Raw genomic sequence first — 26,928 nt, 5'->3', positions numbered from 1 at the left:
ACCTGAGAGCATGAATGTATTGCTACTGCTGCGCGACCGGCTGGCTCCTATAGCGTTTTTCCTGCACGCTCTGCTGTGCGGCTGCACCAAGGAGGGCGACCGGGGCAGCTTCGAGAAAATCAATTCCGAGTATACCGTGCAGCAGGTTGGCCGGATGCGCCGCGAGGATGTAGTGGAAAGCTCCGGCCTGGCGCTGGCCAATGCCCACGGCGACCTGTGGACCCACGGAGACGGGGGCAATACGTCGATACTCTATAAAGTAACAACCCAGGGCGACCTGCTGAGCAAGCACCGCGTACCCGATGCCAACAACATCGACTGGGAAGACCTGGCCCAGGACCGCCAGCATGGCTACCTGTTCATCGGCGACTTCGGCAACAACGGCAACAAGCGCCACGACCTGCGCATCTACCGCCTCAAGGAGCCCGAACTCAGGCAGGTAGATACTATTGCCTTCCGCTACCCCGATCAGCGGGTTTTTCCGCCGCGCAAAGCCGAGCGTAACTTCGACTGCGAAGCCTTTTTCTACGCCGATGACTCGCTGCACCTTTTCACCAAAAACCGGGGCAAAGGTGGCTCGGTGAAGTACTACAAAGTGCCCGCGCGGCCCGGCAACCACGTAGCCGTGCTGGCCGACAGCATCCGCATCAATACCTGGATAACCGGGGCCGACATTAGCCCCAATGGCCAACTGGTGGCGCTGCTCGGCTACGGCCACGCTTACCTGATTGAGCGGCAGCCAGGACACAAGCTGTTCGACGGCCGAAAAAGCTGTCTGCCGCTCGCCAAATCGGGCCAGGCCGAAGGGCTGGTGTTTGTAAGTGAGCGGGACTTCATTGTCAGCAACGAAAAAGGCAAGCTGTACCGGGCCACCCATCATTAGCCTGCACCCGTAGCCGCTCAACTCCGGGCAGGTTTGAAAGTTATGAAGCATAAAAAAAGCCTTCCTGCACTGCGGGAAGGCTTTTTTATGGCTATTACCTATGGTTTAACGCTGGTCGTCCTCGTCGCGGCCGCGGTTGCGGCGGGGCATGGGGCCATAGTCATCAGAATCGTTGTCCTGGTTACGGTACTGGCCGCGCCGGTCGCCACCGTAGTTCCGGTTTCTATCCTGCGAGTCGTAGTCACCGCGGGAAGGGGAGCCGCCGCGCATATTACCGTTGCCGGAAGTGTACTCGTCGTTGTAGGAGCCACCGCGGGAGCCGAATCCTTCGCGGGCGTTGCCTCCATAGTTGCCCGAACCCTGATTGTAGCCGCTGCGGGAGCCGTACTGGTCGCGGTCAGAGCGGCTGTTGCCGCCGTAGCCGCCCTGGCCACTGTAATGGTTGTTCTCGTCGCGGTAGTAGCCGCCCTGCTGGCCGTAGTCCTGCTGGCTGTTCATGCCACCACGCTGGCCCTGGCCATCCTGGCCCTGCGAAGGCCGGTAGTCGTTGTCTTGGTTGCGTTGCTGGCTGCCGTGCGAGCCACGATTCTGGTCGTAGCCCTGGTTGGATCCATACTGGTTCTGGTCGCGGCGGCCATAGGGGTTACCGCCCATCGAAGAAGAGCCATAGTCGTTGCTGTAGCCCCGGTCACGGCCTTCGCGGGAGCCGTTGTCGTTTTGGTAGCGGCTGTTTTCGTTCCAGCGCTGCTGGTCATCGTAGCGTTGGTTGCCGTACTGGCCGGAGTTGCCCTGGTTGTCGCGGTTGTACATATTACCGCCCGAATTGCGGCCGTTGTTGTCTTGGTAGCCGCGCCCCTGCTGGCCGTAGTTGTTTGAGGGGTGCTGGTTGCCCCAGCTGTTTGGGCCACCATAGTTGCCCTGGTTGCTCCGGCCGTAGTCGTTGCCACCGCGGTACTGGTCGCCCTGGCTGTAGTCGCCCCGCCCGTCATAGTCGCGGTAGGAGTTCTGATGGGTGCTGTAGCCGCCGGCTGGCTGGTTGCTGCCGTAGTAGCCGCTTCGGTTGTCGTGCTGGTTGTAGTCGTTGTCGCGGTACTGATTGCCGTATCCGCCCTGGGTGTTGCCAACGCCGTGCGTGCCAAACTCGCCCCGACCGGCACCGCTGCTCATATTCTCACCTCGGTCACGGTCCTGGTAGCTGCCTTCCATGCTGTTGCCAAAGTTGCCGCCATAGTTGTCCTGCCGGCTGTGCTGGTCGTTCTGACTGGCTGGCTGGCTTTTCTGGTCAGAAGCCTTCTTGCCGCTGCCCGAAGAAGCTGCGCTGGTTGATTTTTTGGCCGTAGGAGCGGAGCCACCGGTTTTCCCGGTGCTGCCACTGGATTTTTTGCTGTCAGTCTTCAGCGCCGAAGGCTTCACCTCTTTGTTGGCCTGGGTGCTCTGGCTCGTGTTGCCGAGGCCGCCCTGACCGGCACTCATCTCCGAAGAGGCCAGCGACTGGCTGGAAGTGGTACCAACGTTATTGAGGCTGGCAGACGGGTTGTTGGAGCCCCCTATGCCCGGGTTTTGTGCCGTGGGGGAGTTACTATCGGAAGTGGTTGCGGAAGTGCCAGGGGAGTTGGTCTGATTCTTTTGCTGATTGTCCATAAGGTGGGTGGTTAGGCGTGAAAAAGAAAGATGCAACGCCGATTTTATACGCAAGCTGTTCAGCCCCGGCCACATCTGTCGGCCCGAATGGCGTGTAACATCTTGTTGCTGCAGTTTTGGCTTGGGCACTACTCTTCAGCGCTATACTGCTCTGCTAAGGCGGGAAACGCTGAATATTGCGTAATTCCCCTATTGCACTATGCGCAGAATAACCTGTAGATTTACCGCCGTAATCTGTTTCTCTTTTTAACCTTTACCACAACCAAGTACCCAGCATGAAAACGGGCAAAGTCAAATTCTTTAATGAAACCAAGGGCTTCGGGTTTATAATAGACGACGAGCAAGCGCAGGAAATCTTCGTGCACCAGACCGGACTAGTACATGAAATCCGGGAAAATGACCGGGTAGCTTTCGAGGTCATTGATGGCAAAAAAGGCCTGAATGCCGTGAAAGTGGAGCGCATCTAGCTTTACGCCAGCGGTACCCTAGCGCCACCTCAGCTTCCAGCTTGGTTCGAAATCAAGCTGGAAGTTTTGTGTTCAGCTTGGTCGAAAACGAAAACTCCTTTCCGGCCAGAGCCAGAAAGGAGTTCGGAAAAGGCAGGAAACCGGGCCAGGCTATGGCTCGGTGGTATGCCGGGCTACGCGCACGCCCACGGCCATAATACCAGGCAGAGCATCCTGGCGCATGTATTGTTCCAGTGTGAGCCGGTACTCGCCCGGCTGCCGGAAGCGCTGCTGCGGCAAAGCCAGAATGCGGTGGTCGAAAATGTCGCCGCTACCACTGCCCAGGGGCTCACCGGTCTTGGCATCCAGCAGCCGCATTTCGTGCAGCAGCATTGAAACTGGCCGGCCATCCGGGGCAGTGAGCGTATGCTTCACATATAGGTTGTAGTACCCGTAATCCGCAGCGTTGCGAATATTGAAGTACACGTCATAGAGCTGCGTAGTATCGGTGATGGTAAACGTGAAGGATGGTTTTTCCTGCACGACCCACACGTAGGGCTGCCCACCGGCGTCCTTCAGGTCTACGTTCTGCTCGTACAGCTCACTGGTGTCGCAAGAAGCCAAGAGCAGCAAACTCAGCGCCGCTAACCACCCGCGCATCGGAAACAAACAAAAAGGCATAAGTAAATCAGGCTTGAGAAGGCGTTGAACCGGCAGCACCGCTACCTCCGCTTCGGCGGCCCCCGCGGCGGCCACCCCGGCCGGCACCGGAGCGGGGCTCAGCAGTGCCGCTGGCACCGGCGTCACCGGCCGGGCGCTCCGGGCCGCGCCCCTCGGGTTTAGCCGTGCCGTCGCCGCTGGGGCGGGGCGGACGGTGGCGGCGGTTGGCAGGCTTGGCAGCGGCGCCGCGGGGTCGGCCATCGGCGCCGCGGGGCGTTGCCGTAGCCGGCGGCGCTGCTACCGTACTCCGCGCAGGCGCGTCGGTTTCGCGGGGCGCAACGGAGGCCGTAACCGCCCCGGGCTCCTTCTTCTTTTTGCGCTTGCTGCGCTTACCGGCTTTTATTTTGTCGTCGAGGCGGTCGAGGTTGCCTTCTACAATTGCCGAAACCTCGGGCTCACGCTCTTCCTCACGCATGGGGGGCAGCAGGGACTCCGGCTTTTCGCCGCGCTTGTTCATATCCAGGATTTCGCGCACACGCTCCGTCGGCAGAACCACCCAGTTGTTGTCGCCCCGGAAGGCAAACCACATCTTCTTCTTGAAAATGTCAGTCTTCTGCAGGAAGGCTTCGCCTTTCTCGGTTTGCAAAGGGCGCTGCACCTGCGGAATGTCCTTGAGGGCTACCAGGTAGGTGTCGAGCTCATAGTTGAGGCAGCACTTGAGGCGCCCGCACTGGCCCGAGAGCTTGGCCGGATTCAAGCTCAGGTTCTGGTAGCGGGCGGCAGTGGTGCTCACGCTCTTAAACTCGGTGAGCCAAGTAGAGCAGCACAGCTCGCGCCCGCAGGAGCCAATACCGCCCAAGCGGCCGGCCTCGTGGCGCAGGGAAATCTGGCGCATCTCTACCCGAACCCGAAACTCCTCAGCCAGGCGCTTGATCAGGTCCCGGAAGTCCACCCGGTCGTCGGCGGAGTAGAAGAACGTGGCGCGGCTGCGGTCGGCCTGATACTCCACGTCGGAAAGCTTCATTTTCAGGCGCAGCTCATCCACTACCGAGCGGGCCCGGAACATGGTGCCGGTTTCCAGGTCGCGCACGGCTTCCCAGCGTTCCACATCCTGGGGAGTGGCCACGCGCAGAATCGGGCGGATTTCCTTGGAGTCGGTCGGCACTTTCTTCTTCCGCATCTGCAGGCGCACCAGCTCGCCCTTCAGGGACACGTGGCCGAGGTGCCAGCCGTTGCCGGCTGCTTCCACCACCACGGCGTCGCCGGTGACGAGGGGCAGGTGCTGCTCGTTGCGAAAGAATTCCTTGCGGCCGCCTTTAAAGCGGATTTCCACGAGGTTGAAGCCTTTAAAATCACTGGGCAGATCGAGGTCCTGCAGCCAGTCGAATACATTGAGGCGGTTGCAGCCACCCGTGCTACAGCTGCCTTTGGAGCCGCAGCCCTGGGCAGTTGTAGAGCAGCCTCCACCAGAGGAACAAGAAGAACAAGCCACGGCTTGGAAGATCTATATATAGTGAAGCAGCCCGAAAGCTGCTGAAAAACGGTTTCAAACAAAGATACACATTTCGGCAGGGCCGCTGAGGGAGCCAGTAAGCCACGTGAGCAAGTAACCAGGTACCGCTGCGTGTGGGTTCCTGGTTCCAGACAAGGTACAGGTTCCTGCCACAGCTACTGGTTATGGATTTGATAAACTCAGCAATTGAATGTACATAATATTGCACTTATCCCGATTTGACTTAGTTTTTATTTCTATCCTCGCAAAAACTCCTTACATTTTCAGCACTCTTTTCAATTCATTTCTTTCACACCACCCCACATTTATGAAGTTTACTTCTTTCTCTTCTAAGCTGGGCATGCTGGCCCTGGCTGGTTCGCTGCTCGCCTCCTGCGCCGAGAAAACCGAAATTGCCAAAGACCAGATAACCCCGGAGGCTATTGCCAAAATTCAGGCCCTGGGCTTCAGCTCGGCCAACGTGCAGCGCGATGGTGACGCCTACATCGTGGAAGGCGACATTCGCCTCACGGACCGTGACCTGGCTGCCGCCTACAGCAATGGCAAACTGCTGCGCGTAGGCAGTGAGGAGCAGTACCGCACCACTAACCTGGTAAAGGCTCCGCGTGTGGTTACCATCAGCCTGTCAAACAAAATGCCCGCTTCCTACGCTGCGGTTGTTGACGAGGTAGTGCGGCGCTACAACGCGGAAAACCTCACGCTGACGTTCTCGCGGGTAGCCTCGGGCGGCAACATCGTGCTGACTACGGCCAACGGCAGCTACCTGGCTTCGGCGGGCTTCCCCACGTCGGCTGGTGCTCCCTACAACCAGGTGAACGTAAACACCCGCGCCATTGGCACCAACCCCAACGTGAACTACGCGGCTACCATCATTGCCCACGAAGTAGGCCACTGCATCGGCTTCCGCCACACCGACTACATGGACCGCTCGTATAGCTGCGGCGGCTCTACTTCCAACGAGGGGGCCAGCACGGTAGGCGCCATCCTGGTTCCCGGCACGCCTGCTGCGGCTGACCCGAACTCCTGGATGCTGGCTTGCATCGGTAGCGGCCAGAACCGCTACTTCAACGCCAACGACAGAACGGCACTGAACTACCTGTATTAATCGGGACAGTTTCTCGCTTAGTCTGAAAGGCAAAAGAGCCCCGGCCGGATGGTCGGGGCTCTTTTTTGTAGAAGGGGCCGCTAATACACCAGCACGTGGCGGGACCAGCGGCGGCCGTCTTCGGTTTCGGCCCGGAGCAGGTAGCTGCCGGGTTTCAGGCCCTGGGTGCTGAGCTCGTTCAGCACGCCGTCGGCCGTAGTCTCGCGGCACAGGCGCCCTACGCTGTCAAACAGGCGCAGGCGCAGGGCAGGGCCACCTGTTACGGCCACTCGGACAAACTCACCGGCGCGCAACGGGTTCGGGAATACGGCCAGCTCGTTTTCGGGCAAATAAAACACCCGTTCTGCCTGGCTGTAGAAACTGGCACCGGAAGCGGTGGTTAGGCGTACTCGGTACAGGCTACTACCCTGGGGCGGATCCATATCGGCAAATTGCAGGGTAGTGGAGCTGATCGGGCTCTGGGTTTGAACCGCCACGAACCCGCTGGCGTCCTGCCGCTCCAGCGTAGCCGAAACCAGCTGGTAGGTGCTGGCCAGCTCCACGTCGAACGACACCGTGCTGTTGACAAGCCCGCTGGGCAGGAAGCTCACGATGTAGCACGCGGCTCCCTGCTGGTAGTTGACGGTGAGGCTCCGATACCCGGGTTGGCCCTGCACAAGCGGGGCCACGGCGTAGTATCGGCTATTAGTTTCCGCGTCGGTTAGTAGCAGAGTCGTATCCGTGACGGTGGGGCCCGGCTCCAGGTACCGGCCGCGGAGGGTGTAAACCTGGTACTGCGTGGTGCCGGGCTCCTGTTGCCAGGTCAGCAGGGCTTGGGGCTGGCAGTAGTACGCCACACGTAGCTTAGGGTCGGGGCTGATAGTAAATTCCTCGGATTCGGCGCGGAGGCTGCTGCCCTGCAGCCGCAGCTGCACCCGCGCCGCGGTGTCGGGCGGAAACCAGGCGTAATACCCGGCTTCGACTGGCACATCGGTAGCAATGGTCTGCCACTCAACTGTGCCCGCGAAACGGTATTGCAGCGCGGCCGTAGCCGCCGCTCCGGCCCACTGCCAACGCACGTAGTGAGGCTGCCTGGCTTCTATGGCGCTGCCTGCCATAGGCCAGGTCCACTGCAGACCCTGAGCGGTTTCGTAAGCCAGGTGAAACTCCTGCGCGCCCTGCAAAACAGCGTAGCCGCGCACCTCTACCTGATACTGGCCGGCCGGGGGAGAAGCCAGCGTAATCTGCTCCACGTTGTTGAGGTGGTCGGCGCGGCGGCGGGCGGGCAGGGCAAGGGAGTCGAGGTGAGGAGCGGTACTGAGCACCCAGGGTCGGAAGCGCCGGCCGGTAGCCACTTCTACCAGCTCCATATCTAGGTCATTTACCAAGGCTTTATCCGCGTTGGGTTCCGCAGTGGGGTCGTTCCAGGCCAGGGTGAGCTTGAAAAGCTGGGTCCCAGCCGGCACGCTGATGGAAAAGGTTTTCTGCTCCTGATTCGCCACGGAGCCGGTGAAAAAGCGGCTGTCGGCTACCGTTTGCACGGCTCCCAGCGCATCCAGCTGGCCAAACCCCGTCTTGAAATCCGGGCCGGCAGCGCCTACGTCATCAGTAGCGTTGAGCAGAATGGCTTTCATCAGAGCCGACGAAGGCAGCGCACCGGCGTGCTGGTTGCGGTAGGCATGCTGCACCAGCAGCGCGGCCCCCGATACCAGCGCGGCCGCATCGGAGGAGCCCCCGGCGCCATAGGCAACCAACTCCGGCTTCAGGCGGCCGTCGTAGGCGGGGCCGCGGGAGCTGCGCGGTGTAAGCTCTTTGATGGCATTGGTAGCGCCTACGCTCAACGTATTTTTCGAGTGCTTGAACTGGCCGGTGAGGTTGGCCACGCCCGGAAGGCCAGCGTAAGGGCCATCGGGGCTGGCCTGGTCGCCGCTGTTGCCGGAGGAAAACACGTGCAGCAGGGCCGGGAGCTGCCGGGTCTGCTCATCGTAAGCCACCGCATCCAGGCCGTAGTAATTCTCAATGGCTACGCCGTAGGAGTGGTTCTGGACGGATACTCCGGCTGAGGCTAGCTCGTCGGTAGCATCAGCTGACAGATTGTTGAAATCAGCGGAAACCACCCGCGCGTGCGAAGCGGCTCCCCGGCCCAGCGGCCCCGTGTTGCCGGCCCCGGCAATAAACGTGGCCATTTCTGTGGCGTGGGAGGTTTCGTTGCGGCCGGCCAGGGAAAAAGGTACCACGCGGCCGCGCAAATCAATATCCGTCGAGTCGAAAGCCTGCTCCTTGATAGAAGCCGTCAGTCCCTCGCCGGTCAGGGTGGGAAACTGATACCACACGGCCGCCAGCGTATTCAGCGTCATATCAGAGGAAGGGATACTGGTTTCTTCGTGAACCGGGCGCTTGGCTACATCCACGAAGCGCACCCAGGGGCAGGCAGCCAGCCGGGAAAGCTGGAAGGCCTCTAGGCGGTCCAGCAGCAAAAAGTTGGGCTGATTTTTATCGGCGGCGCTGCGCACGTTGGGCAGCTCCCGCCGTAGCCAGCCGGCAAATTCAGCAGGAAAAGAAACCAGCACCCGCACTTGCTGATACGAACCGGCAGGGGCGTGCTGCAACGGCAAAGCCAGGCGGGAGGGCGTTGTTCGGGCTTGCTGAGCCAGGCCAGCCAAGGGCAATAGCAGGCCCAGCAGCCAGCCGAGGCTGCCGTAGGTAAATGAGAAAACACGCATCATGCGGACGGTGGGGTGGAGGTGCGCAGATAAGACAAGAGAGGAAGCTCAAGGTACGTAATCCGGCCGTGTTGAACCCGGACTACCAGGTCAAAACGGCCGGCTGTCGCAAGCAGAAAGACCCGCCAAACGGGGCGGGTCTTACAAGGTTCAGCAGCCAGGCGTGATGCCGATTTAGGGTTTCAGCACCACTTTCACGCAGTTGTCTTTCTTGTTGCGGAAGATGTCGTAGCCGTGCGCAGCCTCAGCGAGCGGTAGGCGGTGCGTGATGATGTCGTCGAGCACCACTTTGCCATCGATAACGTACTGCAGCAGCTTGTCGATGTGCTTGTGGGCCGGGGCCTGGCCGCCCACAATCTTGATGCCTTTGTCGAAAAACTGATGAATGGGGAAGTTGTCGAACGGTGCCGAGTACACGCCCAGCACCGACACGATACCGCCCCGCCGCACGGCACTCATGCAGGTTTCCAGCACTTTGGGGGAGCCTTTTTCGAAGTTGATAACGGCCTTGGCGCGGTCAATCAGGTCCCGGTCGGGCTCGAAGCCTACGGCCTCGATGCACACATCGGCCCCGCGGCCGTTGCTCATGGCCCGGATCTGCTCCACCACATCCTTGCGGTTTTCCCACAGAATGGTTTCGCAGTACGTAGTGCGCTTGGCTTTGTCGAGGCGGTACTGCTGGGTATCCACGATGACCACCCGGGCGGCCCCCCGCAGCCACGCCGACTTAGCTGCCATGATGCCCACGGGGCCCGAGCCGAAAATGGCCACGAACTCGCCGCCTTTCACCTCGCCCCAGTCCACGCCTGAGTAGCCGGTAGGAAATATATCGGTCAGAAACAGCGCCTGCTCATCCGTCAGCGAATCAGGAATGACGCGGGGGCCGAAGTCGGCGTAGGGCACGCGCACGTACTCAGCCTGGCCGCCGTTGTAGCCGCCGTAGATATCGGTGTAGCCGAAGAGGGCACCGCCTTTTTCCGTCAGCAGGCCGCCCTCCGGGCCATAGTGGTCGGGGTTGGAGTTTTCGCAGTGGCCCGGCAGCTGGTGGTTGCAGAAGTAGCAGGTGCCGCAGGCAACCGGGAAGGGCACTACCACCCGGTCGCCCACTTTCAGCTTGTTGCCCACGCCTTTACCCACTTCCTCCACAATGCCCATAAACTCGTGGCCCAGCACCATGGGCCGGGGCTGCGGAATGCTGCCGTTGTAGATGTGCAGATCGGAGCCGCAGATGGCCGTGCTGGTCACCCGGATAATAGCGTCGCGGGAATCTTCGATTTTCGGATCATCGACGGTATCAACGCGGACGTCTTTCATACCGTGGAATACAAGAGCCTTCATGCGGGACAGGGTGTTTGGTTGGGAAATAGGAAAGTGAAAGAGGCCTTGGCTTGCGCTGCCTTCTCTTCCTGAAACCAAACGAGCCCCATCGGAGCGTAGTTATCAGATAGCTATTGAATAAAAAGTCATGTGTTTGATAGATAAACAGTTGTGCCTGCGTAAAGCCGAAATTATATAAGCGCTTCAGCCAGTGGTTATTGACGGCTACAAATGGTACACCAGAATGCCCTCGTCCGTAAACAGATAGGCGAACTTCTCGCCCAGCAGCACCAGTCGGCTGGCAGCGGCTTCGGACGGCAAAGGCACCGTGCGCTCGGTGAGCGTGTAGAGCTGAAAGAAATGCAGCGCCCCATCCCGCAGGAAATACAACTCATCTCCCCGAAACCCAATCTGATTAAGGCCCGCGAAAGGCAGCTTCTTGCGGTATGTGCCCAGGTTGTCGAACACGTAGATGCCGCTGGTGAAGTCGACGAGGTACAGATTATTCTGGTACTGGCGCAGAAACCGGAAATCGGGGCGGGTGCGGCCCACCAGCAGGTCTAGCGGGGTGCTGGCTACCAGTCGTTGCGCCCCGGAGTCGAACTGGCGCAGGGTCAGGTCCGACTCGTTGAGCAGCCACAGCTTGTCGTCGGGGGCCAGGGTGGCTACGCGGATGAGGCCATCGAGGTAATCGGTGAGGCGCACCTGGGTGAGCGGGGCCAGAAACCGGTCGAGCAACAGCACTTCCTGCCGGTCATCGTAGAACGCCAGCACCTTGGTCAGGTTCCAGGCTTCCAGCTGCGCCACGTGGCCCGGCAGCGGCGCCGAGTACGTGTTCAGCGCCTGTCCGTCGGCAGCGTATTGGCGAAGGTTGTTTTGCGCATCGGCCACGTAAAGCGTACCGCGCCGGTCGAGAGAAGCTGCCCCGGCCTTGGGCAGCGGAATGCTGCGAACCAGCGTCCAGGCGGCTGCGGAGGCGGCCGGAGTTGCCGCAGCCGGGGCCGTTTTGGCGGGGGGCGCCACGGAGGTTGCGGCCGGTACTGTAGTTTGAGCCAGCGCCCGGCCGGGTACCAGCAGCGCAAGCACAAAGCCACCCAGCACGAAGCGGAGCCGGTTACCCGAAAATGCGGCTGGTAGCAGTTGACTCATGATGCGGAAGTTACGGTTGCCGGGCCTCGAAGTGCTGCAGGTTCAGCTGTGTGCCATCGTACACGGCGTAGGAGCAATAATTGACCCACTCGCCCAGGTTCAGGTAGCGGCTGCCGGGCTGCACTTCCACATCGAGGGGCAGGTGGCGGTGGCCAAACACGTAGTAGTCGTGGTGGTAGCGATTTTCCAGCTCCCGGCAATACACCAGCAGCCATTCATCCTCACCGAAATACCGCTCGTCGGCTGCGCCGTTCTGCAGGCGGCTGTGCTGGCTCCAGCGGTTGGCAATGCCAATGCCCAGGTTAGGGTGCAGGCGCGCAAACAGCCACTGCGCCACCGACGAGGCAAAAACCCGCTTCAGTACCTTGTAGGTATGGTCCCCGGGGCCTAGCCCGTCGCCGTGGCCGATGTGAAACTCCTGCGTGCCGATGCGCTGACTGACGGGCTGGCGCAGAATGGGTATACCCAACTCCTGGGTGAAGTAGTCGAACATCCACATATCGTGGTTGCCGGTGAAGAACGTCACGGGCAGGCCGGCATCGGTGAGCTCGGCCAGCTTGCCCTGCAGGCGGATAAAGCCGCGCGGAATGGCGTGCCGGTACTCAAACCAGAAGTCGAAGATGTCGCCCAGCAGGTAAATGGCCACCGCATCCTGGGCGGCCTGATCCAGCCAGCGCACAATTTTCCGCTCCCGCTCCAGGGAGTGCGCGGCGGTAGGCGCACCGAGGTGGAAGTCGGAGGCGAAATACACCCGGCGGCCGGGCGGCAGCGCCAGATCAGGCAGTCGGGGAGGGGGTATCATCAAGCAAAAACAGCGCAATGGCCCGGGGACCGTGGGCCCCCAGAACCAGCGTTTTTTCAATGTCGGCCGTGCGGCTGGGACCGGTGGTAAGCGAAAACATAGACGGTATTTTGTCGTCGGCCCGGGCCTGCAGCAAGCTCAGTGCGTCGCCGATGTCGGCCACTACCTGGGAGGCGCGGGCCAGCACCAAGTGACGCTCGGGGTAGATGCTCAGGCGGCGGCCGCTGCCCGTGGCCCCGCTCAGCAGCACGCTGCCGGTACGGGCTACCAGGGCCTCGCAGGTGGTGAGGCTGGCCGAGGCGTGTTCCAGAAAGCCGCTTTCATCGCCCTGAAACACAATGTCCCCGGCGTGCAGGAGCTTTTTCAGCTCTGGCTCCCACACGTAGAGGTATTCCAGCTTGTGCTCCTTTTTGTAAAGAAACAGTTGGTTGTAAAAGTGCTCGACGGACTCGCAGTAGTAGAACTCGCCGCCTACCCGACGGAAGCTTTCAGCAAAAGCAATATCTAAGTCGTCGGTCGCCGGTGGGTGCAGTGGGGCGGTAAAATCGGGGGCAGCCGGCTGGGGAGCGGGCCGCTGCAGGGCCTCCCGAATACGGCCCAGCATAAGTTCGCGGGAAGAGGACGCCATGGCACGGGAAAAAATGAGGCTTAATCAAAGATAGGCGGTCGGCGGCGGATTGCTTACCGAACACAACAACGCCAGCCTCCGGGAAGAAAGCTGGCGTTGCGTTAGCGTTCTGACAACCAGCGCTACACTGGTGTAACGGCCGAGCCGGTAGGCTCGGAGGTAGCACCGGTTTCCGGCTTGTCGTCCACGCCGGGCAGATTCAGGGGTGGCAGGTCGTTGCCAAGCGCTACCGGGTGCTCGTTCTTCAGCTCGCTGAGGGTTTCGCTCCGGTCGGTGCCGGCCATGTGGGCCTGGTAGCTGGTCTGGTTGCCGTAGGGGCGTTTGCCCACCAGGCGCTCCAGATCATCCTGTAGCAACACTTCCTTCTCCAGCAACTCCTTGGCTACCACTTCCAACTCGTGCCGGCGCTCCGTCAGCAGCTCCTTGGTCCGCACGTAGGCATCGGCAATGATGGTGCGCACTTCCTCGTCAATCATCTGCGATGTTGCCTCCGAATAGGGCTTCGAGAAGCCATACTCATTCTGGCCCTTGGAATCATAGAAAGAGATGTTGCCCAGCTTGGCGTTCATGCCGTACATCGTCACGATGCTGTACGCCATCTTGGTGATACGCTCCAAATCGGAGAGGGCACCGGTCGAAATTTTGCCGAACACCAGCTCCTCGGCGGCGCGGCCGCCCAGGGTCATGCACATTTCGTCGGTGAGCTGCTCGGTGTTGTAGAGGAACTGCTCCCGCGGCAGGTACTGCGCGTAGCCCAGCGCCGCTACGCCGCGGGGCACGATGCTCACCTTCACCAAGGGGTCGGCGTGCTCCAGAAACCAACCGGCAATAGCGTGGCCAGCTTCGTGGTAAGCCACAATGCGCTTCTCGTCGGGGCTGATGATTTTGTTTTTCTTCTCCAGGCCCCCGATAACGCGGTCTACGGCGTCGGTGAAGTCCTGCATGGTTACCATCTTCTTGTCGCGGCGGGCAGCAATAAGAGCAGCTTCGTTGCAGACGTTGGCAATTTCGGCGCCGGCAAAACCGGGCGTCATGGCCGCTAGCTTCTTGGCTTCCACGTCGGGGCCCAGCGTTATGGGCTTGAGGTGTACCTGGAAAATCTCGGTACGGCCGTTGATGTCGGGCTTATCGATGCTGATCTGCCGGTCGAAGCGGCCGGGACGGAGCAGGGCCGAGTCGAGCGTATCGGGGCGGTTGGTGGCGGCCAGGATGATGACGCCGGAATCGGTGCCGAAGCCATCCATTTCCACCAGCAGCGAGTTCAGGGTGTTTTCCCGCTCGTCGTTGCCGCCGGGCACGTTGCCGCGGCTGCGGCTGCGGCCAATGGCATCGATTTCGTCGATGAAGATGATACAGGGCGCCTTGGCTTTGGCTTGCTTGAACAAGTCACGCACCCGGGCCGCACCTACCCCCACGAACATTTCCACGAAGTCGGAGCCTGACAAGGAGAAGAACGGCACGTCGGCTTCACCGGCTACGGCTTTGGCCAGCAGCGTTTTGCCGGTGCCAGGAGGGCCTACCAACAGGGCGCCCTTCGGAATCTTGCCACCGAGGATGGTGAACTTGGAAGGATTTTTCAGGAACTCTACGATTTCCTGTATTTCCTCCTTGGCTTCCTCAAGGCCAGCTACGTCTTTGAAGGTGATTTTGACTTTATCACCGCCTTCAAACAGGGCCGCGCGCGACTTACCAATGTTGAAGATCTGGCCACCGGGCCCGCCGCCACCGCTCATGCGGCGCATCAGGAACCAGAAGCCCACCATTAGCAGGATCATAAAGCCCCAGGTGCTAAGGAACTCGGCGTAGCCCTGGCGGGTGTCTACTTCCAGCCCGATCTGCTGCTCGCGCGGAATCTGCGCCTGAAGCTTGTCGTAATCCTCTTTAAAGGTTTTGCCGTCGATAACGCGGAACGCGTACTGCGGGCCGGCCTCCAGGGCCAGCACACCGCGGCGGCCCAGCTTCTGAGCATGCTCGGGCTTGCGCAGGGCCGAGGGCTTGAGCGTTACTTCTACCGTGCGGTCGTTTACCAGCGTCACGCGGCTTACGTCGCCTTGCGCCAGCCAACCCTCGAAATCTTTCTGGTTGGTGTCGAGGGCAGCGTTGCTGCGGCTGAAAAACAGCATCCCCAGAACGAATACTACCAGCCCAAGCAACATCCAGAGCTGCATACCCGGCTTTGGCGACGGGGTAGGCAGCAGGGGTTTTTTCTTTTTTTGCGGGGTCTTATCAGACATGAATAGGAGTGTAGTCTAAGACAGAAAACAATGAAGCAACCCCATCAGGCAGGGTTTGTTCGGGGGCTGACGCAGCAACCGGCCGTTTACTTTACCGCGCGGCGGTTTCCTCGGCTACGTGCGTGATTTCAGCGTCGCCCCACAAGTCTTCCAGCGCATAGAACTGGCGCCGGTCGCGCAGAAACACGTGCACCACCACGTCTACGTAGTCCAGCAGCACCCACTCGCGGTTGGTGCGGCCTTCGGTTTGCCAGGGGCTCTGGCCGGTTAATTTTTCAACCTCTTCTTCGATGGAGCGGGCAATGGCTTCAATCTGCGTATCGGAGGAGGCCGAGCAGATAACAAAATAATCTGCTACGGCATTTTTAAGTTCTTTCAGGTCGAGTACGACGATGTCGGAAGCCTTTTTTTCCTGCATGCCGCGTACTACAACATCTGCCAATCTGTCCGAATCCTGCCGAACCAGCGTACTTTTCATGGGGTATTGTTAGGTTTGAATATCACAAAGTACGAAAATCAGGTGGAGGCACTGCATCCCAAAACCCTCTTCACGGGCCAGCAAGTGATTTGGCTGGCCGAATGTGCCTCTACGAACACGGAGGCGCATGATTTACTTCTCAAAAGCCGCGCCACGGAAGGCTGCGTAGTACTGACCGACAAACAGACGGCCGGCCGCGGCCAGCGGGGCAACTGGTGGGAAGCCGCTCCCGGCGAGAACCTGACGCTGTCCGTTGTCTGGAAGCCCACGTTCCTGCCGGCGGCCGACCAGTTCCAGCTCAGCATAGCCGTGGCCCTGGCCGTGCGCGACTGGGCTGCCACGCTGCTGGGTGACTCGCTGGCGCTGCGCCTGAAGTGGCCCAACGACCTGTACTACCAGGACCAGAAGCTGGGCGGCATTCTTATTGAGAACACCTTAAACAGCGTTGGAATTCAATCCAGCATCGTTGGCATCGGAATAAATATCAATCAGCAGCAGTTTGCCGTGCCCACGGCTACCTCCATCGGGGTGGTTACGGGGCGGAGCTACCCGCTGGCTCCGCTGGTGGAGCGGCTGCTAGAAGCCTTAGAGCGGCGCTACCTGCAGCTGCGGGCCGGCAATGTGGCCGCCCAGCAGCAGGAGTACCTGCGGGTGCTGTACCGCTACCGACAGCCGGCGCAGTACCAAGCCGCTGGTCGGCTTTTTCAGGGCATTATCACCGGCATAGAAGCTACTGGTCGATTAGTGGTGGAGGAAAACGGGCAGGAGCGTACCTTCGGGCTACAAGAGCTACGGTACTGTTGATGCAACCAAGATGGGCACGATGCTTGTCTAGCTAGTACAACGTTCTTTTACCTCTTTCTCTTTGAGCTATGAAACTCTCTACTCTGGTTGTATTGCTGGCGCTGCTCGTGGGGCAGCAGCTCTCGGGCGTAGCGGCCGCCGTTACGGCGCGCAAAGATTCGCTGCCCGCGGTGGCCGCCCGGCAGCAGCCTGAACTTGCTGCCAGCATGCAGCTCTACCCCAACCCCGCGCGTGGCATGGTGATGCTCACGCTGCAGCAGCAGCCGGGGCAGGACTACAAGCTGCGCATCTCCAACATCATTGGGCGGGAAGTGCGCGTGCTGCCGCTGCGCGCCGAGCTTACGGCCGCCGGCCAGCCTCTCAACCTTTCCGATCTGCCTGCCGGTATGTATATGTGCAGTCTGCTGCAGAATGAAAAGGTGATGGGCACAAAGCGGCTGGTGCTGCAGAACTAGCCACGTTTTTTCCTGATATTTCGTGAAAGCAGCCGGCAACCCCGGCTGCTTTTTTTGCATCTGTGCCCCACCGGCAGGCCCGCCAGCGGTGCGGCGCGGCCGGATTTATTGCCTACTTTTGACTCTTCTCTGAACAAGTAAGGAATGCGTCGTTACAAAAGCCTGAATAATCTGGTGGGCTGGCTGGTGTTTGCCGTGGCCACCCTCACCTATCTGCTCACGCTAGAGCCCACCGCCAGCTACTGGGACTGCGGCGAATTTATAGCCTGCTCCTACAAACTGCTGGTGCCGCACCCTCCGGGGGCGCCCGTCTTCCTGCTGCTGGGCCGCATGCTTTCATTGCTCTCGTTTGGCGATGCCACTAAAGTGCCGCTGCTAATCAATGCGCTGTCGGCCCTTAGCTCCTCGTTCACGGTGCTTTTCCTGTTCTGGATTATCACCATGCTGGCCAAGAAGCTAGTGCTGCGCCGGCCCGGTATGGCCGACGACCGCACGCTGGAGCCTACCAGCGGGCAGACCTGGCTGATTCTGGGCAGCGGTGCCGTGGGTGCCTTGGCCTTTGCTTTTTCCGATTCGTTCTGGTTCAACGCCGTGGAGGCTGAGGTATACGCCATGTCGGCAGTATGCACGGCCGTGGTGGTCTGGCTGATGCTGAAGTGGGAAAACCGCGCCGATGAGCCCGATTCCGATAAATGGCTGATTTTGATTGCCTACGCCATTGGCCTCAGCATCGGCGTCCACTTGCTGAACCTGCTGGCTATTCCTGCCCTGGGCTTTATCTATTACTTCCGCAAAAACGAGCACCCCACGCTGCTTGGCTCTTTCCTCACCTTGCTCATCAGCAGCATTATCGTGGGCGTGATTCTGGTAGGTATCATTCCTGGCCTGCCGTCGTTGGCAGGCGGGTTTGAGGTGTTTTTCGTGAATAGCATCGGGCTGCCCTTCAACGGGGGGATTATCCTTTTCCTGCTGCTGTTTCTCACGCTTATCTGGATGGGCTTCCGCTACGCCGCTAGCACCGGCAACCGCCTGCTCAACACTGCCCTGCTGTCACTTGTGTTCATTCTTATTGGGTACTCTTCGTACCTGATTGTACCCATCCGCAGCTCCTACCACCCCACCATCAACCAAAACAACCCCGAGGACGTGCTGTCATTCGTTAGCTACCTCAAGCGCGAACAGTACGGCGACCGTCCCTTGCTCTACGGTCCGCAGTTTAATGCCCGGCCCATTGCCTCGAAGGAAGGCGCCAAGCGCTACATGCGTAAGGGCGACCAGTACGCCGAGGCGCCACCCCGCATCGAGTACGAATATGCTCCCGAGGACAAAATGCTGCTGCCGCGCCTCTACAGCGCCTCGCCTGAGCATCTGTACCAGTACAAAAAGTGGGTGGATGTTCGTGAGGACGTGAAGCCGACGATGGGCCAGAACCTGTCGTTTATGTTCCGCTACCAGTTCGGGCACATGTTCTGGCGCTACTTCCTCTGGAACTTTGTAGGCCGCGAAAGCGACGTGCAGCAAGCCGGCGTAGTGACGCCCTTCGAAAGCAAAAATGGTCTGCCCGAGCGGGTAGCCGACAGCAAAGCCTACAACAATTTCCTGGCGCTGCCGCTGATTCTGGGCCTCATAGGCTTGTTCTACCACACCCGCCGCGACGGCAAAAACGCCTTTATTGTGGGCTTGCTGTTTGTATTTACGGGCCTGGCCATTGTATTCTACCTCAACCAGCCACCCATCGAGCCCCGCGAGCGGGACTACACCTTCACGGGCGCCTTCTTTGCGTTTGCCATCTGGATTGGGCTGGGGGTGCTGGCATTGGCCGAAGGGTTGCGTACTGTGCTCAAAGCCGATGGCCTACGGGCTGGCGTAGCCACGCTGCTGGGTCTGCTGATTCCGGGCATCATGGTGGCGCAGGGCTGGAACGACCACAACCGCTCCAACCGCTATATCTCCATCGACTCGGCCAAAAACATGCTGAACAGCTGCGCGCCCAACGCCATCCTGTTCACCAATGGCGACAACGACACCTTCCCACTCTGGTACGCCCAGGAGGTAGAGGGCATTCGCACCGACGTGCGCGTGGCCGTACTCAGCTACATGAACACCGACTGGTACATCGACCAGATGAAGCGTGACTCCTACAAGTCGAAGCCGCTGCCCATTTCCATGGAGCACTCGCAGTACGTGGAGGGCACGAACGACTACTTGCCCTACGTGGCCAACCCGGCCGTGAAGGAAGTGAACCTGAAGGAGTTTATTTCCCTGGTGAAGCAGAACAGCCCGCTCCTGCAGGTAAGCTACGGCGACGGCGGCCCCACACTGCTGTCCTTCCCCACCAGCAAGTTCTTTTTGCCCATTGATACCGTAGCGGTGCAGAAGCTGGGCATTATTGCGCCGGAGCGCCGCCGCCACGTGGTACCGGTAATGGAGTGGGATATGGGCAAAGGCGCCATCGAAAAGAAAAACCTGGCTATCCTTGACATCCTGGCCACCAACAACTGGGAGCGTCCCGTGTACTTCGGTACCACCGTCAACTCCCAGGACTACATGGGCCTGGAACCTTACTTCCAGCTTGAAGGCATGGCCTATCGGATACTGCCCGCCCGCGACCCGGACTACAACCCCCGCAGCGGCGACGACGGCTATATAGTGAAAGACCAGATGTATGACATTCTGCTCAAGAAGTTCGTCTACCGCAACCTCGATAACCCTGGGGTGTACTACGACGAAAACAGCCAGCGCTTCCCGGCCAACTATCACGATAAGTTTGCCCGTTTAACCAACGCTTACTTAGCCGATGGCAACACGGCCAAAGCCAAGGAAGTGGCCGAGAAATGCCTGGCACTGATGCCTGACGCCGCCATTCCCTACGATTTCTACACTCCGCAGCTGGTGCCGGCCCTGGTGCAGGGTGGCGAAAAGGTTCGTGCCAACCAGATTATGGATACGCTCACCAACCGGGCGCAGTTGGCATTGGCTTATTACACCTCGCACAACCCGGCCCTGCACGACCAGGAAATCCAGCAAAGCCTGATTACCCTGCAAAGCGTGGCCCGTGCCGCCGACAGTATAGGCGACCAGGCCCGCGCTGCCAAATCCTTCGGTCTGATGCAGCAGTACATGCCCCAGCAGCAGTAAAGATCCAACCGAAAGTGCCTGAACGCCCGGCGTTGCGCAAGCAGCGTCGGGCGTTTGTCGTTTATGGGAGCCATTCGAGCTGCTACTTGGAAGCAGCCACGTTGAGCCGCCAGACGCCGCCGGAGGGTAAGGCGCATTCCGGGGCAAACGCCGTACCTTTGCCTTCTACCTTGTATCAATCGGTGCGCGGCCCGGCAGTTGCCGGCGCTTTGTGGTGCCGTGGACGTATGGAAAACCGCAACGACCGACCCCGGCAGCCCAAGAGCCGCCCCTTTTACGACGCCGATAACCGTCCCGTGCCTCGTTCCGACAGCCGCCGCACCGAGGGCCGCGCCGACTACCGCCCGGAAAGTCGCTCGGATGAGCGCCCTGACAGCCGCCGCGAAAACCGCGACGATGCCCGCGGTGACTATAAGCCCCGCTATCCGCACCGCCCGGCCGCCGACCGGGGCATCGACATGCTGTTTGGGCTGCGCCCCATTCTGGAAGCCCTGCACGCGCACCGCACGCTGGAGAAAATCTACCTGCTGCGTGGCACCAAGAACAGCATCACCCAGGAAATTACGGAGCTGGCTAAGGACGCCAACGTGCCTATCTCCCTGGTTCCGCTGGAAAAGCTCAACGACCTCACCCGCAAAAACCACCAGGGTGCAGTAGCCTTCGTGTCGCCCATCGAGTACCAGCCGCTGGACAGCATTCTGGCGGGCCTGTATGAGGACGGCAAAACGCCCCTGCTGCTAATCCTGGACCGGATTACCGATGTGCGCAACTTCGGCTCCATTGCCCGCAATGCCGAGTGTATGGGCGTGCACGCTATTGTGGTGCCCAGCCGCGGAGCTGCCCAAATCAACGGCGATGCGCTCAAAACCTCCGCCGGCGCCCTCAACCTGATTCCAGTGTGCCGCGAACCGAACTTAAAGGAGACGCTCACCTTCCTGCGCGAGTCGGGGGTGCAGGTGGTGGCCTGTACCGAGAAAGCCGATGCCAGCCTGGAGGCTCAATCCGTGGATATGAGCGGGCCGCTGGCCGTGCTCATGGGCAGCGAGGAAGACGGCATCAGCCCCGAGTACCTCAAGCTGGCCGACTACAAGCTGCGCATCCCCATGGCGGGCCAGATCAGCTCCCTCAACGTATCCGTTGCCAGCGGCATCATGCTCTACGAAGTGCTCCGCCAGCGCCTGACGAAGTAGAAAAGCTCTGACTTAGAGGGACTAGTATGCTGCCGGAAACAAAAGCTCAACAGTGGGACGCAATTGTTGCTCATTATCAAACCCTCGGGCAATACAATCGGGGCAGCGAAATGGCGTTTCTAGTTCAGCATATTGTCTCATCCGGAGCCGCAGCTCGTCTATTTGCTTTTACTTCACATGCTACGTTGAAATTGGGTATCTATGAGTTGATGACTACCAATCAGGAAATGCTGTGGATCAGCTTTATTCCTGAAAAGGGGCTGTTCTCATTTGATTACTATGCTAACGACGACAGGCGTACTCAGCCGGAGTTCAGCAGACTATACCCTGAAGAAATAGTTACTCAGAAGTTTGACCAGTGCATCCGCTGGTTAAGATGGTAAACAAAAAGGCCTGCTTCTCAAGCAGGCCTTTTTGTTTCAAGAGTAGCACATCAGCACATTTCTCACATTAGCGAAGCGAAACACATTAGTTATACCCGTTGCCTTTCTTCGACTTCACATCGGCCACGAAGTCTTTCACGCGCTGCTCTTCAGTGCGCTTGCAGATGAGCAGCACGTTGTCGTACTCGGCCACGATGTAGCCCTCCAGGCCCTGCACCACTACCAGGCGCTCGGAGGGAGTTTTGATGACGCACTCTTTAGTATCGTATAGCAGGGCGTTGCCGTCTACCACGTTGTTTTGAGCATCGTGGTGGCCCATGCGGTGCAGGGAGTCCCAGGTGCCCAGGTCGCTCCAGCCGAAGTCGGCGGGCAGCACGTACACGTTGTCGGCCTTTTCCATCACCCCATAGTCGATGCTGATGTTGCGGCAGCGCGTGTAAGCCTGGGCAATGAATTCTTCTTCCTGGGGTGTGCCAAGCAGCTGCTGGCCTTCATCAAATACCTCCGCAATGTCGCTCAGGTACTGATGAAAGGCCTGAATGATAACCTCGGCCCGCCACACAAACAGCCCAGAGTTCCACAGAAAGTCGCCGCTGTCGAGAAACATCTTCGCCAACTCGGGGTTCGGCTTCTCGGTGAAGGTCTTCACCTTCTTCAGCGGCCCGAGCGAAGACGTGTTGTCGTCCAGGAACTGAATGTAGCCATAGCCAGTGTCGGCGCGGGAGGGCTGGATGCCGAGCGTAATGAGGATATCATGCTCCCGGGCCGCGTCGGCAGCCTGCCGGATGACGCGTTGAAAAACGTCCTCGTGAAACACGGCGTGGTCGGCCGGCGTCACGATAATAACGGCGTCTGGGTCGCGCTGGGCAATGTGGTAGCTGGCGTAGGCAATGCACGGGGCCGTGTTGCGTCCGATGGGCTCGCCCAGAATCTGTTCGGGAGCCAGCTCCGGCAGGTGCTGTTCTACCAGGGAAGTATAGTCGCGGTTGGTTACTACCAGGATGTTCTCCACGGGGCAGATACCGCGAAACCGGTCGATGGTGAGCTGCAGCATGGAGCGGCCCACGCCCATCACATCATGAAACTGCTTGGGATGCTGGGTGCGGCTGAATGGCCAGAAGCGGCTGCCAATGCCGCCGGCCATGACCACGAGGTAGGTGTGTGCGTTCATAGAAGCGAGCAGCGCGGAAGGCCGCGCCGGGTGGGGAAATCAAATACCGGGGGCAAGGTACGGCTTTCCCGCATCCGGCTGGGCTATACCAGCCCTTCGCGTAACAAGTCGTGCAGGTGAATGAAGCCGCTGAACTGCCCGTTTTCCAGCACCACCAGCTGGGTGATGTTGCGCAGCTGCATGCGGGTGAGAGCCTCGGCCGCAAAGTCGTCGGTTTCCACCGTTACGGGGGCCAGCGTCATGATGTCCTGGGCCCGCACGTCGTCGAGGTAGGCGAAGTTGGTAAGCATGCGCCGCAGGTCGCCGTCGGTGATAATGCCGCGCAGTTCGTCGGTGCCGGGGTCGAGCACGGCGGTAGCGCCCAGGCGCTTGCCCGAAATTTCTAGGATGATTTCCTTGAGCGGCGCGTCGATGCTCACGCGGGGCTTTTCGTTGTTGCGGCTCAGGTCGCCCACTTTCAGGTAAAGCTTTTTGCCGAGCGTGCCGCCGGGATGCAGGCGGGCAAAATCCTGGGAAGTGAAGTCCCGGCTTTCGAGCAGGCACACCGCCAGCGCGTCGCCCAGGGCCAGGGCAGCGGTGGTAGACGTGGTAGGGGCCAGGTTGTGCGGGCAGGCTTCGCGCTCCACCGGGGCGTGCAGCACGTAGTCGGCCTGCTTGCCCAGGTAGGAGTCGGCGTTGCTGACCAGCGCCGCCAGGGCCGTGCCTTTGCGTTTGAGCAGGGGCACCAGCACTTTTATTTCGGGCGTGTCGCCGCTCTTGCTGATGCAGATAACGAAGTCCTCGGGCAGGATCATGCCCAGGTCGCCGTGAATGGCGTCGGCGGCGTGCATAAACAGGGCCGGAGTGCCCGTAGAGTTCAGCGTAGCCACTATTTTGCTGGCAATGTGGGCGCTTTTACCAATGCCCGTAACGACCACGCGGCCCTGCAGAGCCAGAATAGCCGCTACGCAGTTGGCGAAATCGGGGCGCTGGTCGAGGGCGGCAGCTACGCCCCGGATGGCATCGGCTTCTTCGAGAAGCACTTTTTTTGCCAGTGCGTTGGTGTCTTTGAGCGGTTTCAATCTAAATTTGATATCAAATAGAGAGCAGTGCGGCGAGAAAAGAGCGGCTTTAGTCTTAATTCCCGGTACCCGATACTCCCTACTGTAAATTTGTCTAGATTGAGAAAGCAACCCGTGGGTTGTCTGTCTCATCTGCATTCCCCAACCGAGAAGTGAGCAAGTCCATGCCAGCCGTTACCCAAGCCGCTAAGCCAGCAGCTGATCTGAAGGGCAAGTTAAAGGAAGTTTTCGGGTACGGCCAGTTTCGGGGTACTCAGGAAGCCATCATCCAGAACGTCATCGAAGGCCACAACACCTTCGTGATTATGCCTACCGGCGCCGGCAAGAGTCTTTGCTACCAACTGCCAGCCCTGGTGCTGCCCGGTACGGCCATTGTGATTTCGCCGCTGATTGCCTTGATGAAAAACCAGGTCGACCAGCTGAATGCCTTCGGGGTGAATGCCGCGTTTCTGAACTCGACCCTGTCGAAAACGGAAATGAACAAGGTGAAGCGGGACGTTATCAGTGGGGAGGTACGCCTGCTGTACGTGGCGCCTGAAAGCCTGACCAAGGACGAGACCATAGAGTTTCTAAACAAGGCCACCATTTCCTTCGTGGCCATTGATGAGGCCCACTGCATCTCGGAGTGGGGCCACGACTTCCGGCCGGAGTACCGCAAAATCCGCAGCATCATCGACGGGCTGGGCGTAGATGTGCCCATCATTGCCCTCACGGCCACGGCCACGCCCAAGGTGCAGCTCGACATACAGAAAAACCTGCAGATGGACGAGGCGTCGGTGTTCAAGACGTCCTTCAACCGCACCAACCTGTACTACGAAGTCCGGCCCAAGCACCAGACCAAAAAGCAGCTGATCCAGTACGTGAAGCAGCGCAAGGGGCAGGCCGGCATCGTGTATTGCCTCTCGCGCAAGAAAGTGGAGGAAATAGCCGAGCTGCTGCGCGTGAACGACGTGCGTGCCCTGCCGTACCACGCCGGCCTCGACCCGCACGTGCGCATGGCCAACCAGGATGCCTTCCTGAATGAGGACTGCGACGTAATTGTGGCGACCATTGCCTTCGGCATGGGCATCGACAAGCCGGACGTGCGCTTCGTGATTCACTACGACACGCCCAAGAGCATTGAGGGCTACTACCAGGAAACCGGCCGCGGCGGCCGCGACGGGCTGGAGGGTGACTGCCTGATGTTCTACAGCTACGATGACATCGTGAAGCTGGAGAAGTTCAACAAGGACAAGCCCGTGACCGAGCGCGACAACAGCAAGCTGCTGCTCCAGGAAATGGCCAACTACGCCGACTCGGCTGTGTGCCGCCGCAAACAGCTGCTGCACTACTTCGGCGAAACCTATGAGAAGGACTGCGGCTTCTGCGACAACTGCAAGCACCCGCGCGAGAAGTTCGAGGGCAAGGAGTTTGTGAAGCTGGCGTTGCAGGCCGTGGTGCAGACCGAGCAGCGCTTCGGCATCGAGCACCTCACGAGCGTGCTCACCGGCCTGACCAACCCCCACATCGAAAGCTACGGCCACAACAAGCTACCCATCTACGGGGCCGGCAAAGACCATGACGTGGCATTCTGGCACTCGGTGCTGCGCCAGAGCATGATTGCGGGTTTGCTGGGCAAGGATATCGAAAACTTCGGCGTAATCCGCATCTGCCCCAAGGGCGAAGATTTTCTGCAGTCGCCCTACAACTTCAAGCTCTCCAAGGACCACAACTACGAGGAGGAAATGCAGGAGCAGGTGGAGCAGGAGGAAGTGCAGCAGGCTGCCGGCCACGACCAGGCCCTGTTCGACATGCTCAAGGCCCTGCGTAAGAAGCTGGCTCACCAGAAAGGTTTGCCGCCTTACGTGCTATTTCAGGATCCGAGCCTGAAGGAAATGGCCACCACCTTTCCTACCAAGATAGAGGACCTGGCCCACGTATCGGGCGTAGGGCAGGGCAAGGCCCAGAAGTTCGGCGCGCCCTTTCTGGAACTCATCAAGAAGTACGTGGAGGAAAACGACATTATGACGGCCGCCGACGTAGTGGTGAAATCAGCCGTCAATAAGTCGAAAATCAAGATTTATATCATTCAGCAGATCGACAAGAAGATGGACCTGGAGGAAATTGCTTCTTCCAAGGGCATCGACATGCGGGAGCTGATGGAGGAAATTGAGCACATCTGCTACGCTGGCACCAAGCTCAACCTCGATTACTACATCAACGGCGTGCTGGACGAGGAGCGGCAGGAGGAAATCTACGATTACTTCATGACGGCCAGCACCGACAACATTGCCGAAGCCCTGAAAGAACTGGGCGACGACGACTACACCGAGGAAGATCTGCGCCTGATGCGTATCAAGTTCCTGAGTGAAGTAGCCAACTAAGACCACGGATTCGCGCGGATTGGTCGGATTTCACGGATTTTGTGAATGGAACAGTCTGCGTTTTTCGAGATTTCCAGATAAACTAAGAAAAAACAAAAAAGCCCCGCAGTATGCGGGGCTTTTTTGTTGGGGATAATCGTCCACAAAATCCGTGGAATCCGACCAATCCGCGCGAATCCGTGGTTTAGCAGTACTCGGCAAAGGCGCCCTGCAGGTTGTCGACGATGCGCATCATGTCGTTGCCTTCGATGTGGTACCGCTCAATCATGTGCACCAGCTCACCGTCTTTGAACAGCGCAATGCTGGGCGAAGAGGGCGGGTAGGGGAGCAGATGCTCGCGCACTTTGGCCACGGCGTCGGTTTCCATACCGGCAAATACCGTAACCAGCTTCGCGGGCTTTTTGTCGGTGCTGGAAAGGGCCAGCTTGAGGGCCGGGCGGGCTTTGGCAGCGGCGCAGCCACACACCGAGTTGACGGCCACCAGCACCGTGCCGGTAGTTGGCAGCAGCGCCTGGTCCACTTCTTCGGGCGTCATCAATTGCTCAAAACCGGCTTCCACCAAGTCCTGCCGGATGGGAGCCACCATGTATTCGGGGTACGTTGCCATATCTATTAGATGAGGAAGAAAAAGAAAAAAGGAAGCGGGCGGAAAAACCCGCCGACAAAATTACGCAAACAATAAGTGTCAGCCCTACCCAAAGGTTTTCAGGACCGACCGAAATCTGCCGGCTTGGGAAACTTCAATTACCCGGAAAGAATGCCGGATGGGTTGGGAGTGTTGGGAAAGGAAAGTACATTTATACCG

At 59.5% G+C, this 26,928-nt stretch carries 22 protein-coding genes; 9 read left to right on the top strand and 13 right to left on the bottom strand.

Going from position 1 to position 26,928, the window contains the following annotated elements; translation table 11 throughout:
- Positions 1-10: 10 nt before the first annotated feature.
- Entirely contained in the window at positions 11-883 is an 873-nt protein-coding gene (locus tag I5L79_RS04505) for a hypothetical protein (protein ID WP_196953839.1), read from the top strand.
- A 105-nt stretch (positions 884-988) separates the two neighbouring features.
- Here the strand turns inward: I5L79_RS04505 and I5L79_RS04500 are convergent, their stop codons facing one another.
- A complete protein-coding gene (locus tag I5L79_RS04500) occupies positions 989-2,524 on the bottom strand; it encodes a hypothetical protein (RefSeq protein ID WP_196953838.1) in 1,536 nt (511 codons plus the stop codon).
- Between the two features lie 275 nt (positions 2,525-2,799).
- On the opposite strand from I5L79_RS04500, the gene I5L79_RS04495 reads away from it, so the two are divergent.
- Complete coding sequence (locus I5L79_RS04495; protein WP_196953837.1) at positions 2,800-2,991, top strand: cold-shock protein; 192 nt, start codon at positions 2,800-2,802, stop codon at positions 2,989-2,991.
- A gap of 150 nt (positions 2,992-3,141) precedes the next feature.
- On the opposite strand, the gene I5L79_RS04490 is transcribed toward I5L79_RS04495, so the two are convergent.
- A complete protein-coding gene (locus I5L79_RS04490) occupies positions 3,142-3,630 on the bottom strand; it encodes a gliding motility lipoprotein GldH (RefSeq protein ID WP_196953836.1) in 489 nt (162 codons plus the stop codon).
- Between the two features lie 28 nt (positions 3,631-3,658).
- Entirely contained in the window at positions 3,659-5,122 is a 1,464-nt protein-coding gene (gene ricT / locus I5L79_RS04485) for a PSP1 domain-containing protein (protein WP_317191354.1), read from the bottom strand.
- 328 nt (positions 5,123-5,450) lie between these two features.
- On the opposite strand from ricT, the gene I5L79_RS04480 reads away from it, so the two are divergent.
- Entirely contained in the window at positions 5,451-6,248 is a 798-nt protein-coding gene (locus tag I5L79_RS04480; RefSeq protein WP_196953835.1) for a M57 family metalloprotease, read from the top strand.
- An 80-nt stretch (positions 6,249-6,328) separates the two neighbouring features.
- On the opposite strand, the gene I5L79_RS04475 is transcribed toward I5L79_RS04480, so the two are convergent.
- The 7 genes from I5L79_RS04475 to rsfS form a co-directional block, all read right to left on the bottom strand.
- Complete coding sequence (locus tag I5L79_RS04475; protein ID WP_196953834.1) at positions 6,329-8,953, bottom strand: S8 family serine peptidase; 2,625 nt, start codon at positions 8,951-8,953, stop codon at positions 6,329-6,331.
- 171 nt (positions 8,954-9,124) lie between these two features.
- Positions 9,125-10,288, bottom strand: a complete 1,164-nt coding sequence (locus tag I5L79_RS04470) for a zinc-dependent alcohol dehydrogenase (protein ID WP_196953833.1) — start codon at positions 10,286-10,288, stop codon at positions 9,125-9,127.
- 204 nt (positions 10,289-10,492) lie between these two features.
- Positions 10,493-11,416 carry a hypothetical protein gene (locus tag I5L79_RS04465; RefSeq protein WP_196953832.1) on the bottom strand — a complete coding sequence of 308 codons (924 nt, stop codon included), beginning with the start codon at positions 11,414-11,416 and terminating at the stop codon, positions 10,493-10,495.
- 10 nt (positions 11,417-11,426) lie between these two features.
- A complete protein-coding gene (locus tag I5L79_RS04460) occupies positions 11,427-12,218 on the bottom strand; it encodes a UDP-2,3-diacylglucosamine diphosphatase (protein WP_196953831.1) in 792 nt (263 codons plus the stop codon).
- On the bottom strand, positions 12,193-12,846 hold the full coding sequence (locus I5L79_RS04455; RefSeq protein ID WP_196953830.1) for a LutC/YkgG family protein: 654 nt from the start codon (positions 12,844-12,846) through the stop codon (positions 12,193-12,195). The genes I5L79_RS04460 and I5L79_RS04455 overlap by 26 nt, the downstream gene beginning before the upstream one ends.
- Before the next feature lie 122 nt (positions 12,847-12,968).
- Entirely contained in the window at positions 12,969-15,080 is a 2,112-nt protein-coding gene (ftsH, locus tag I5L79_RS04450; RefSeq protein WP_196953829.1) for an ATP-dependent zinc metalloprotease FtsH, read from the bottom strand.
- A gap of 91 nt (positions 15,081-15,171) precedes the next feature.
- Positions 15,172-15,558, bottom strand: coding sequence for a ribosome silencing factor (gene rsfS, locus I5L79_RS04445; protein WP_196953828.1), 387 nt, complete (start codon positions 15,556-15,558; stop codon positions 15,172-15,174).
- Between the two features lie 15 nt (positions 15,559-15,573).
- Between rsfS and I5L79_RS04440 the strand changes: the two genes are divergently transcribed.
- The 5 genes from I5L79_RS04440 to I5L79_RS04420 all read left to right on the top strand — a co-directional run bounded on the left by I5L79_RS04440 (position 15,574) and on the right by I5L79_RS04420 (position 21,528).
- A complete protein-coding gene (locus tag I5L79_RS04440) occupies positions 15,574-16,362 on the top strand; it encodes a biotin--[acetyl-CoA-carboxylase] ligase (RefSeq protein ID WP_196953827.1) in 789 nt (262 codons plus the stop codon).
- Positions 16,363-16,430: 68 nt separating this feature from the next.
- Positions 16,431-16,817 carry a T9SS type A sorting domain-containing protein gene (locus I5L79_RS04435; RefSeq protein WP_196953826.1) on the top strand — a complete coding sequence of 129 codons (387 nt, stop codon included), beginning with the start codon at positions 16,431-16,433 and terminating at the stop codon, positions 16,815-16,817.
- A gap of 144 nt (positions 16,818-16,961) precedes the next feature.
- Entirely contained in the window at positions 16,962-19,955 is a 2,994-nt protein-coding gene (locus tag I5L79_RS04430) for a glycosyltransferase family 117 protein (protein WP_196953825.1), read from the top strand.
- 227 nt (positions 19,956-20,182) lie between these two features.
- Positions 20,183-21,145: a 23S rRNA (guanosine(2251)-2'-O)-methyltransferase RlmB gene (gene rlmB / locus I5L79_RS04425; protein WP_196954098.1), complete on the top strand. Its 963-nt coding sequence runs from the start codon at positions 20,183-20,185 to the stop codon at positions 21,143-21,145.
- A gap of 26 nt (positions 21,146-21,171) precedes the next feature.
- A complete protein-coding gene (locus tag I5L79_RS04420; protein ID WP_196953824.1) occupies positions 21,172-21,528 on the top strand; it encodes a hypothetical protein in 357 nt (118 codons plus the stop codon).
- 85 nt (positions 21,529-21,613) lie between these two features.
- On the opposite strand, the gene I5L79_RS04415 is transcribed toward I5L79_RS04420, so the two are convergent.
- Complete coding sequence (locus I5L79_RS04415) at positions 21,614-22,699, bottom strand: mannose-1-phosphate guanylyltransferase (protein WP_196953823.1); 1,086 nt, start codon at positions 22,697-22,699, stop codon at positions 21,614-21,616.
- A gap of 83 nt (positions 22,700-22,782) precedes the next feature.
- On the bottom strand, positions 22,783-23,760 hold the full coding sequence (locus tag I5L79_RS04410) for a KpsF/GutQ family sugar-phosphate isomerase (RefSeq protein ID WP_231402771.1): 978 nt from the start codon (positions 23,758-23,760) through the stop codon (positions 22,783-22,785).
- Positions 23,761-23,924: 164 nt separating this feature from the next.
- Here I5L79_RS04410 and recQ point away from each other — a divergent pair, with 164 nt between their 5' ends.
- Positions 23,925-26,123, top strand: coding sequence for a DNA helicase RecQ (gene recQ, locus I5L79_RS04405; protein WP_196954097.1), 2,199 nt, complete (start codon positions 23,925-23,927; stop codon positions 26,121-26,123).
- 184 nt (positions 26,124-26,307) lie between these two features.
- Here the strand turns inward: recQ and I5L79_RS04400 are convergent, their stop codons facing one another.
- Entirely contained in the window at positions 26,308-26,730 is a 423-nt protein-coding gene (locus tag I5L79_RS04400; protein WP_231402769.1) for a BrxA/BrxB family bacilliredoxin, read from the bottom strand.
- Positions 26,731-26,928 lie beyond the last annotated feature (198 nt).

This window comes from Hymenobacter guriensis (assembly GCF_015773195.1).
GTDB classification, from domain to species: Bacteria; Bacteroidota; Bacteroidia; order Cytophagales; family Hymenobacteraceae; genus Hymenobacter; species Hymenobacter guriensis.
The sequence above is the reverse complement of the archived record's forward strand: the minus strand, read 5'-3'. Positions and strand labels throughout refer to the sequence as shown.

What these genes read in the sequence shown, in the direction of transcription:
- I5L79_RS04505 (WP_196953839.1), top strand. Translation starts at nt 11, where the DNA reads ATGAATGTATTGCTACTGCTGCGCGACCGGCTGGCTCCTATAGCGTTT.
- recQ (WP_196954097.1), top strand. Translation starts at nt 23,925, where the DNA reads ATGCCAGCCGTTACCCAAGCCGCTAAGCCAGCAGCTGATCTGAAGGGC.
- I5L79_RS04495 (WP_196953837.1), top strand. Translation starts at nt 2,800, where the DNA reads ATGAAAACGGGCAAAGTCAAATTCTTTAATGAAACCAAGGGCTTCGGG.
- rlmB (WP_196954098.1), top strand. Translation starts at nt 20,183, where the DNA reads ATGGAAAACCGCAACGACCGACCCCGGCAGCCCAAGAGCCGCCCCTTT.
- I5L79_RS04455 (WP_196953830.1), bottom strand. Translation starts at nt 12,846, where the DNA reads ATGGCGTCCTCTTCCCGCGAACTTATGCTGGGCCGTATTCGGGAGGCC.
- I5L79_RS04490 (WP_196953836.1), bottom strand. Translation starts at nt 3,630, where the DNA reads ATGCGCGGGTGGTTAGCGGCGCTGAGTTTGCTGCTCTTGGCTTCTTGC.
- I5L79_RS04400 (WP_231402769.1), bottom strand. Translation starts at nt 26,730, where the DNA reads ATGGCAACGTACCCCGAATACATGGTGGCTCCCATCCGGCAGGACTTG.
- I5L79_RS04415 (WP_196953823.1), bottom strand. Translation starts at nt 22,699, where the DNA reads ATGAACGCACACACCTACCTCGTGGTCATGGCCGGCGGCATTGGCAGC.
- I5L79_RS04465 (WP_196953832.1), bottom strand. Translation starts at nt 11,416, where the DNA reads ATGAGTCAACTGCTACCAGCCGCATTTTCGGGTAACCGGCTCCGCTTC.
- I5L79_RS04435 (WP_196953826.1), top strand. Translation starts at nt 16,431, where the DNA reads ATGAAACTCTCTACTCTGGTTGTATTGCTGGCGCTGCTCGTGGGGCAG.
- I5L79_RS04480 (WP_196953835.1), top strand. Translation starts at nt 5,451, where the DNA reads ATGAAGTTTACTTCTTTCTCTTCTAAGCTGGGCATGCTGGCCCTGGCT.
- I5L79_RS04420 (WP_196953824.1), top strand. Translation starts at nt 21,172, where the DNA reads ATGCTGCCGGAAACAAAAGCTCAACAGTGGGACGCAATTGTTGCTCAT.
- I5L79_RS04470 (WP_196953833.1), bottom strand. Translation starts at nt 10,288, where the DNA reads ATGAAGGCTCTTGTATTCCACGGTATGAAAGACGTCCGCGTTGATACC.
- rsfS (WP_196953828.1), bottom strand. Translation starts at nt 15,558, where the DNA reads ATGAAAAGTACGCTGGTTCGGCAGGATTCGGACAGATTGGCAGATGTT.
- ftsH (WP_196953829.1), bottom strand. Translation starts at nt 15,080, where the DNA reads ATGTCTGATAAGACCCCGCAAAAAAAGAAAAAACCCCTGCTGCCTACC.
- I5L79_RS04500 (WP_196953838.1), bottom strand. Translation starts at nt 2,524, where the DNA reads ATGGACAATCAGCAAAAGAATCAGACCAACTCCCCTGGCACTTCCGCA.
- I5L79_RS04475 (WP_196953834.1), bottom strand. Translation starts at nt 8,953, where the DNA reads ATGATGCGTGTTTTCTCATTTACCTACGGCAGCCTCGGCTGGCTGCTG.
- I5L79_RS04430 (WP_196953825.1), top strand. Translation starts at nt 16,962, where the DNA reads ATGCGTCGTTACAAAAGCCTGAATAATCTGGTGGGCTGGCTGGTGTTT.
- I5L79_RS04460 (WP_196953831.1), bottom strand. Translation starts at nt 12,218, where the DNA reads ATGATACCCCCTCCCCGACTGCCTGATCTGGCGCTGCCGCCCGGCCGC.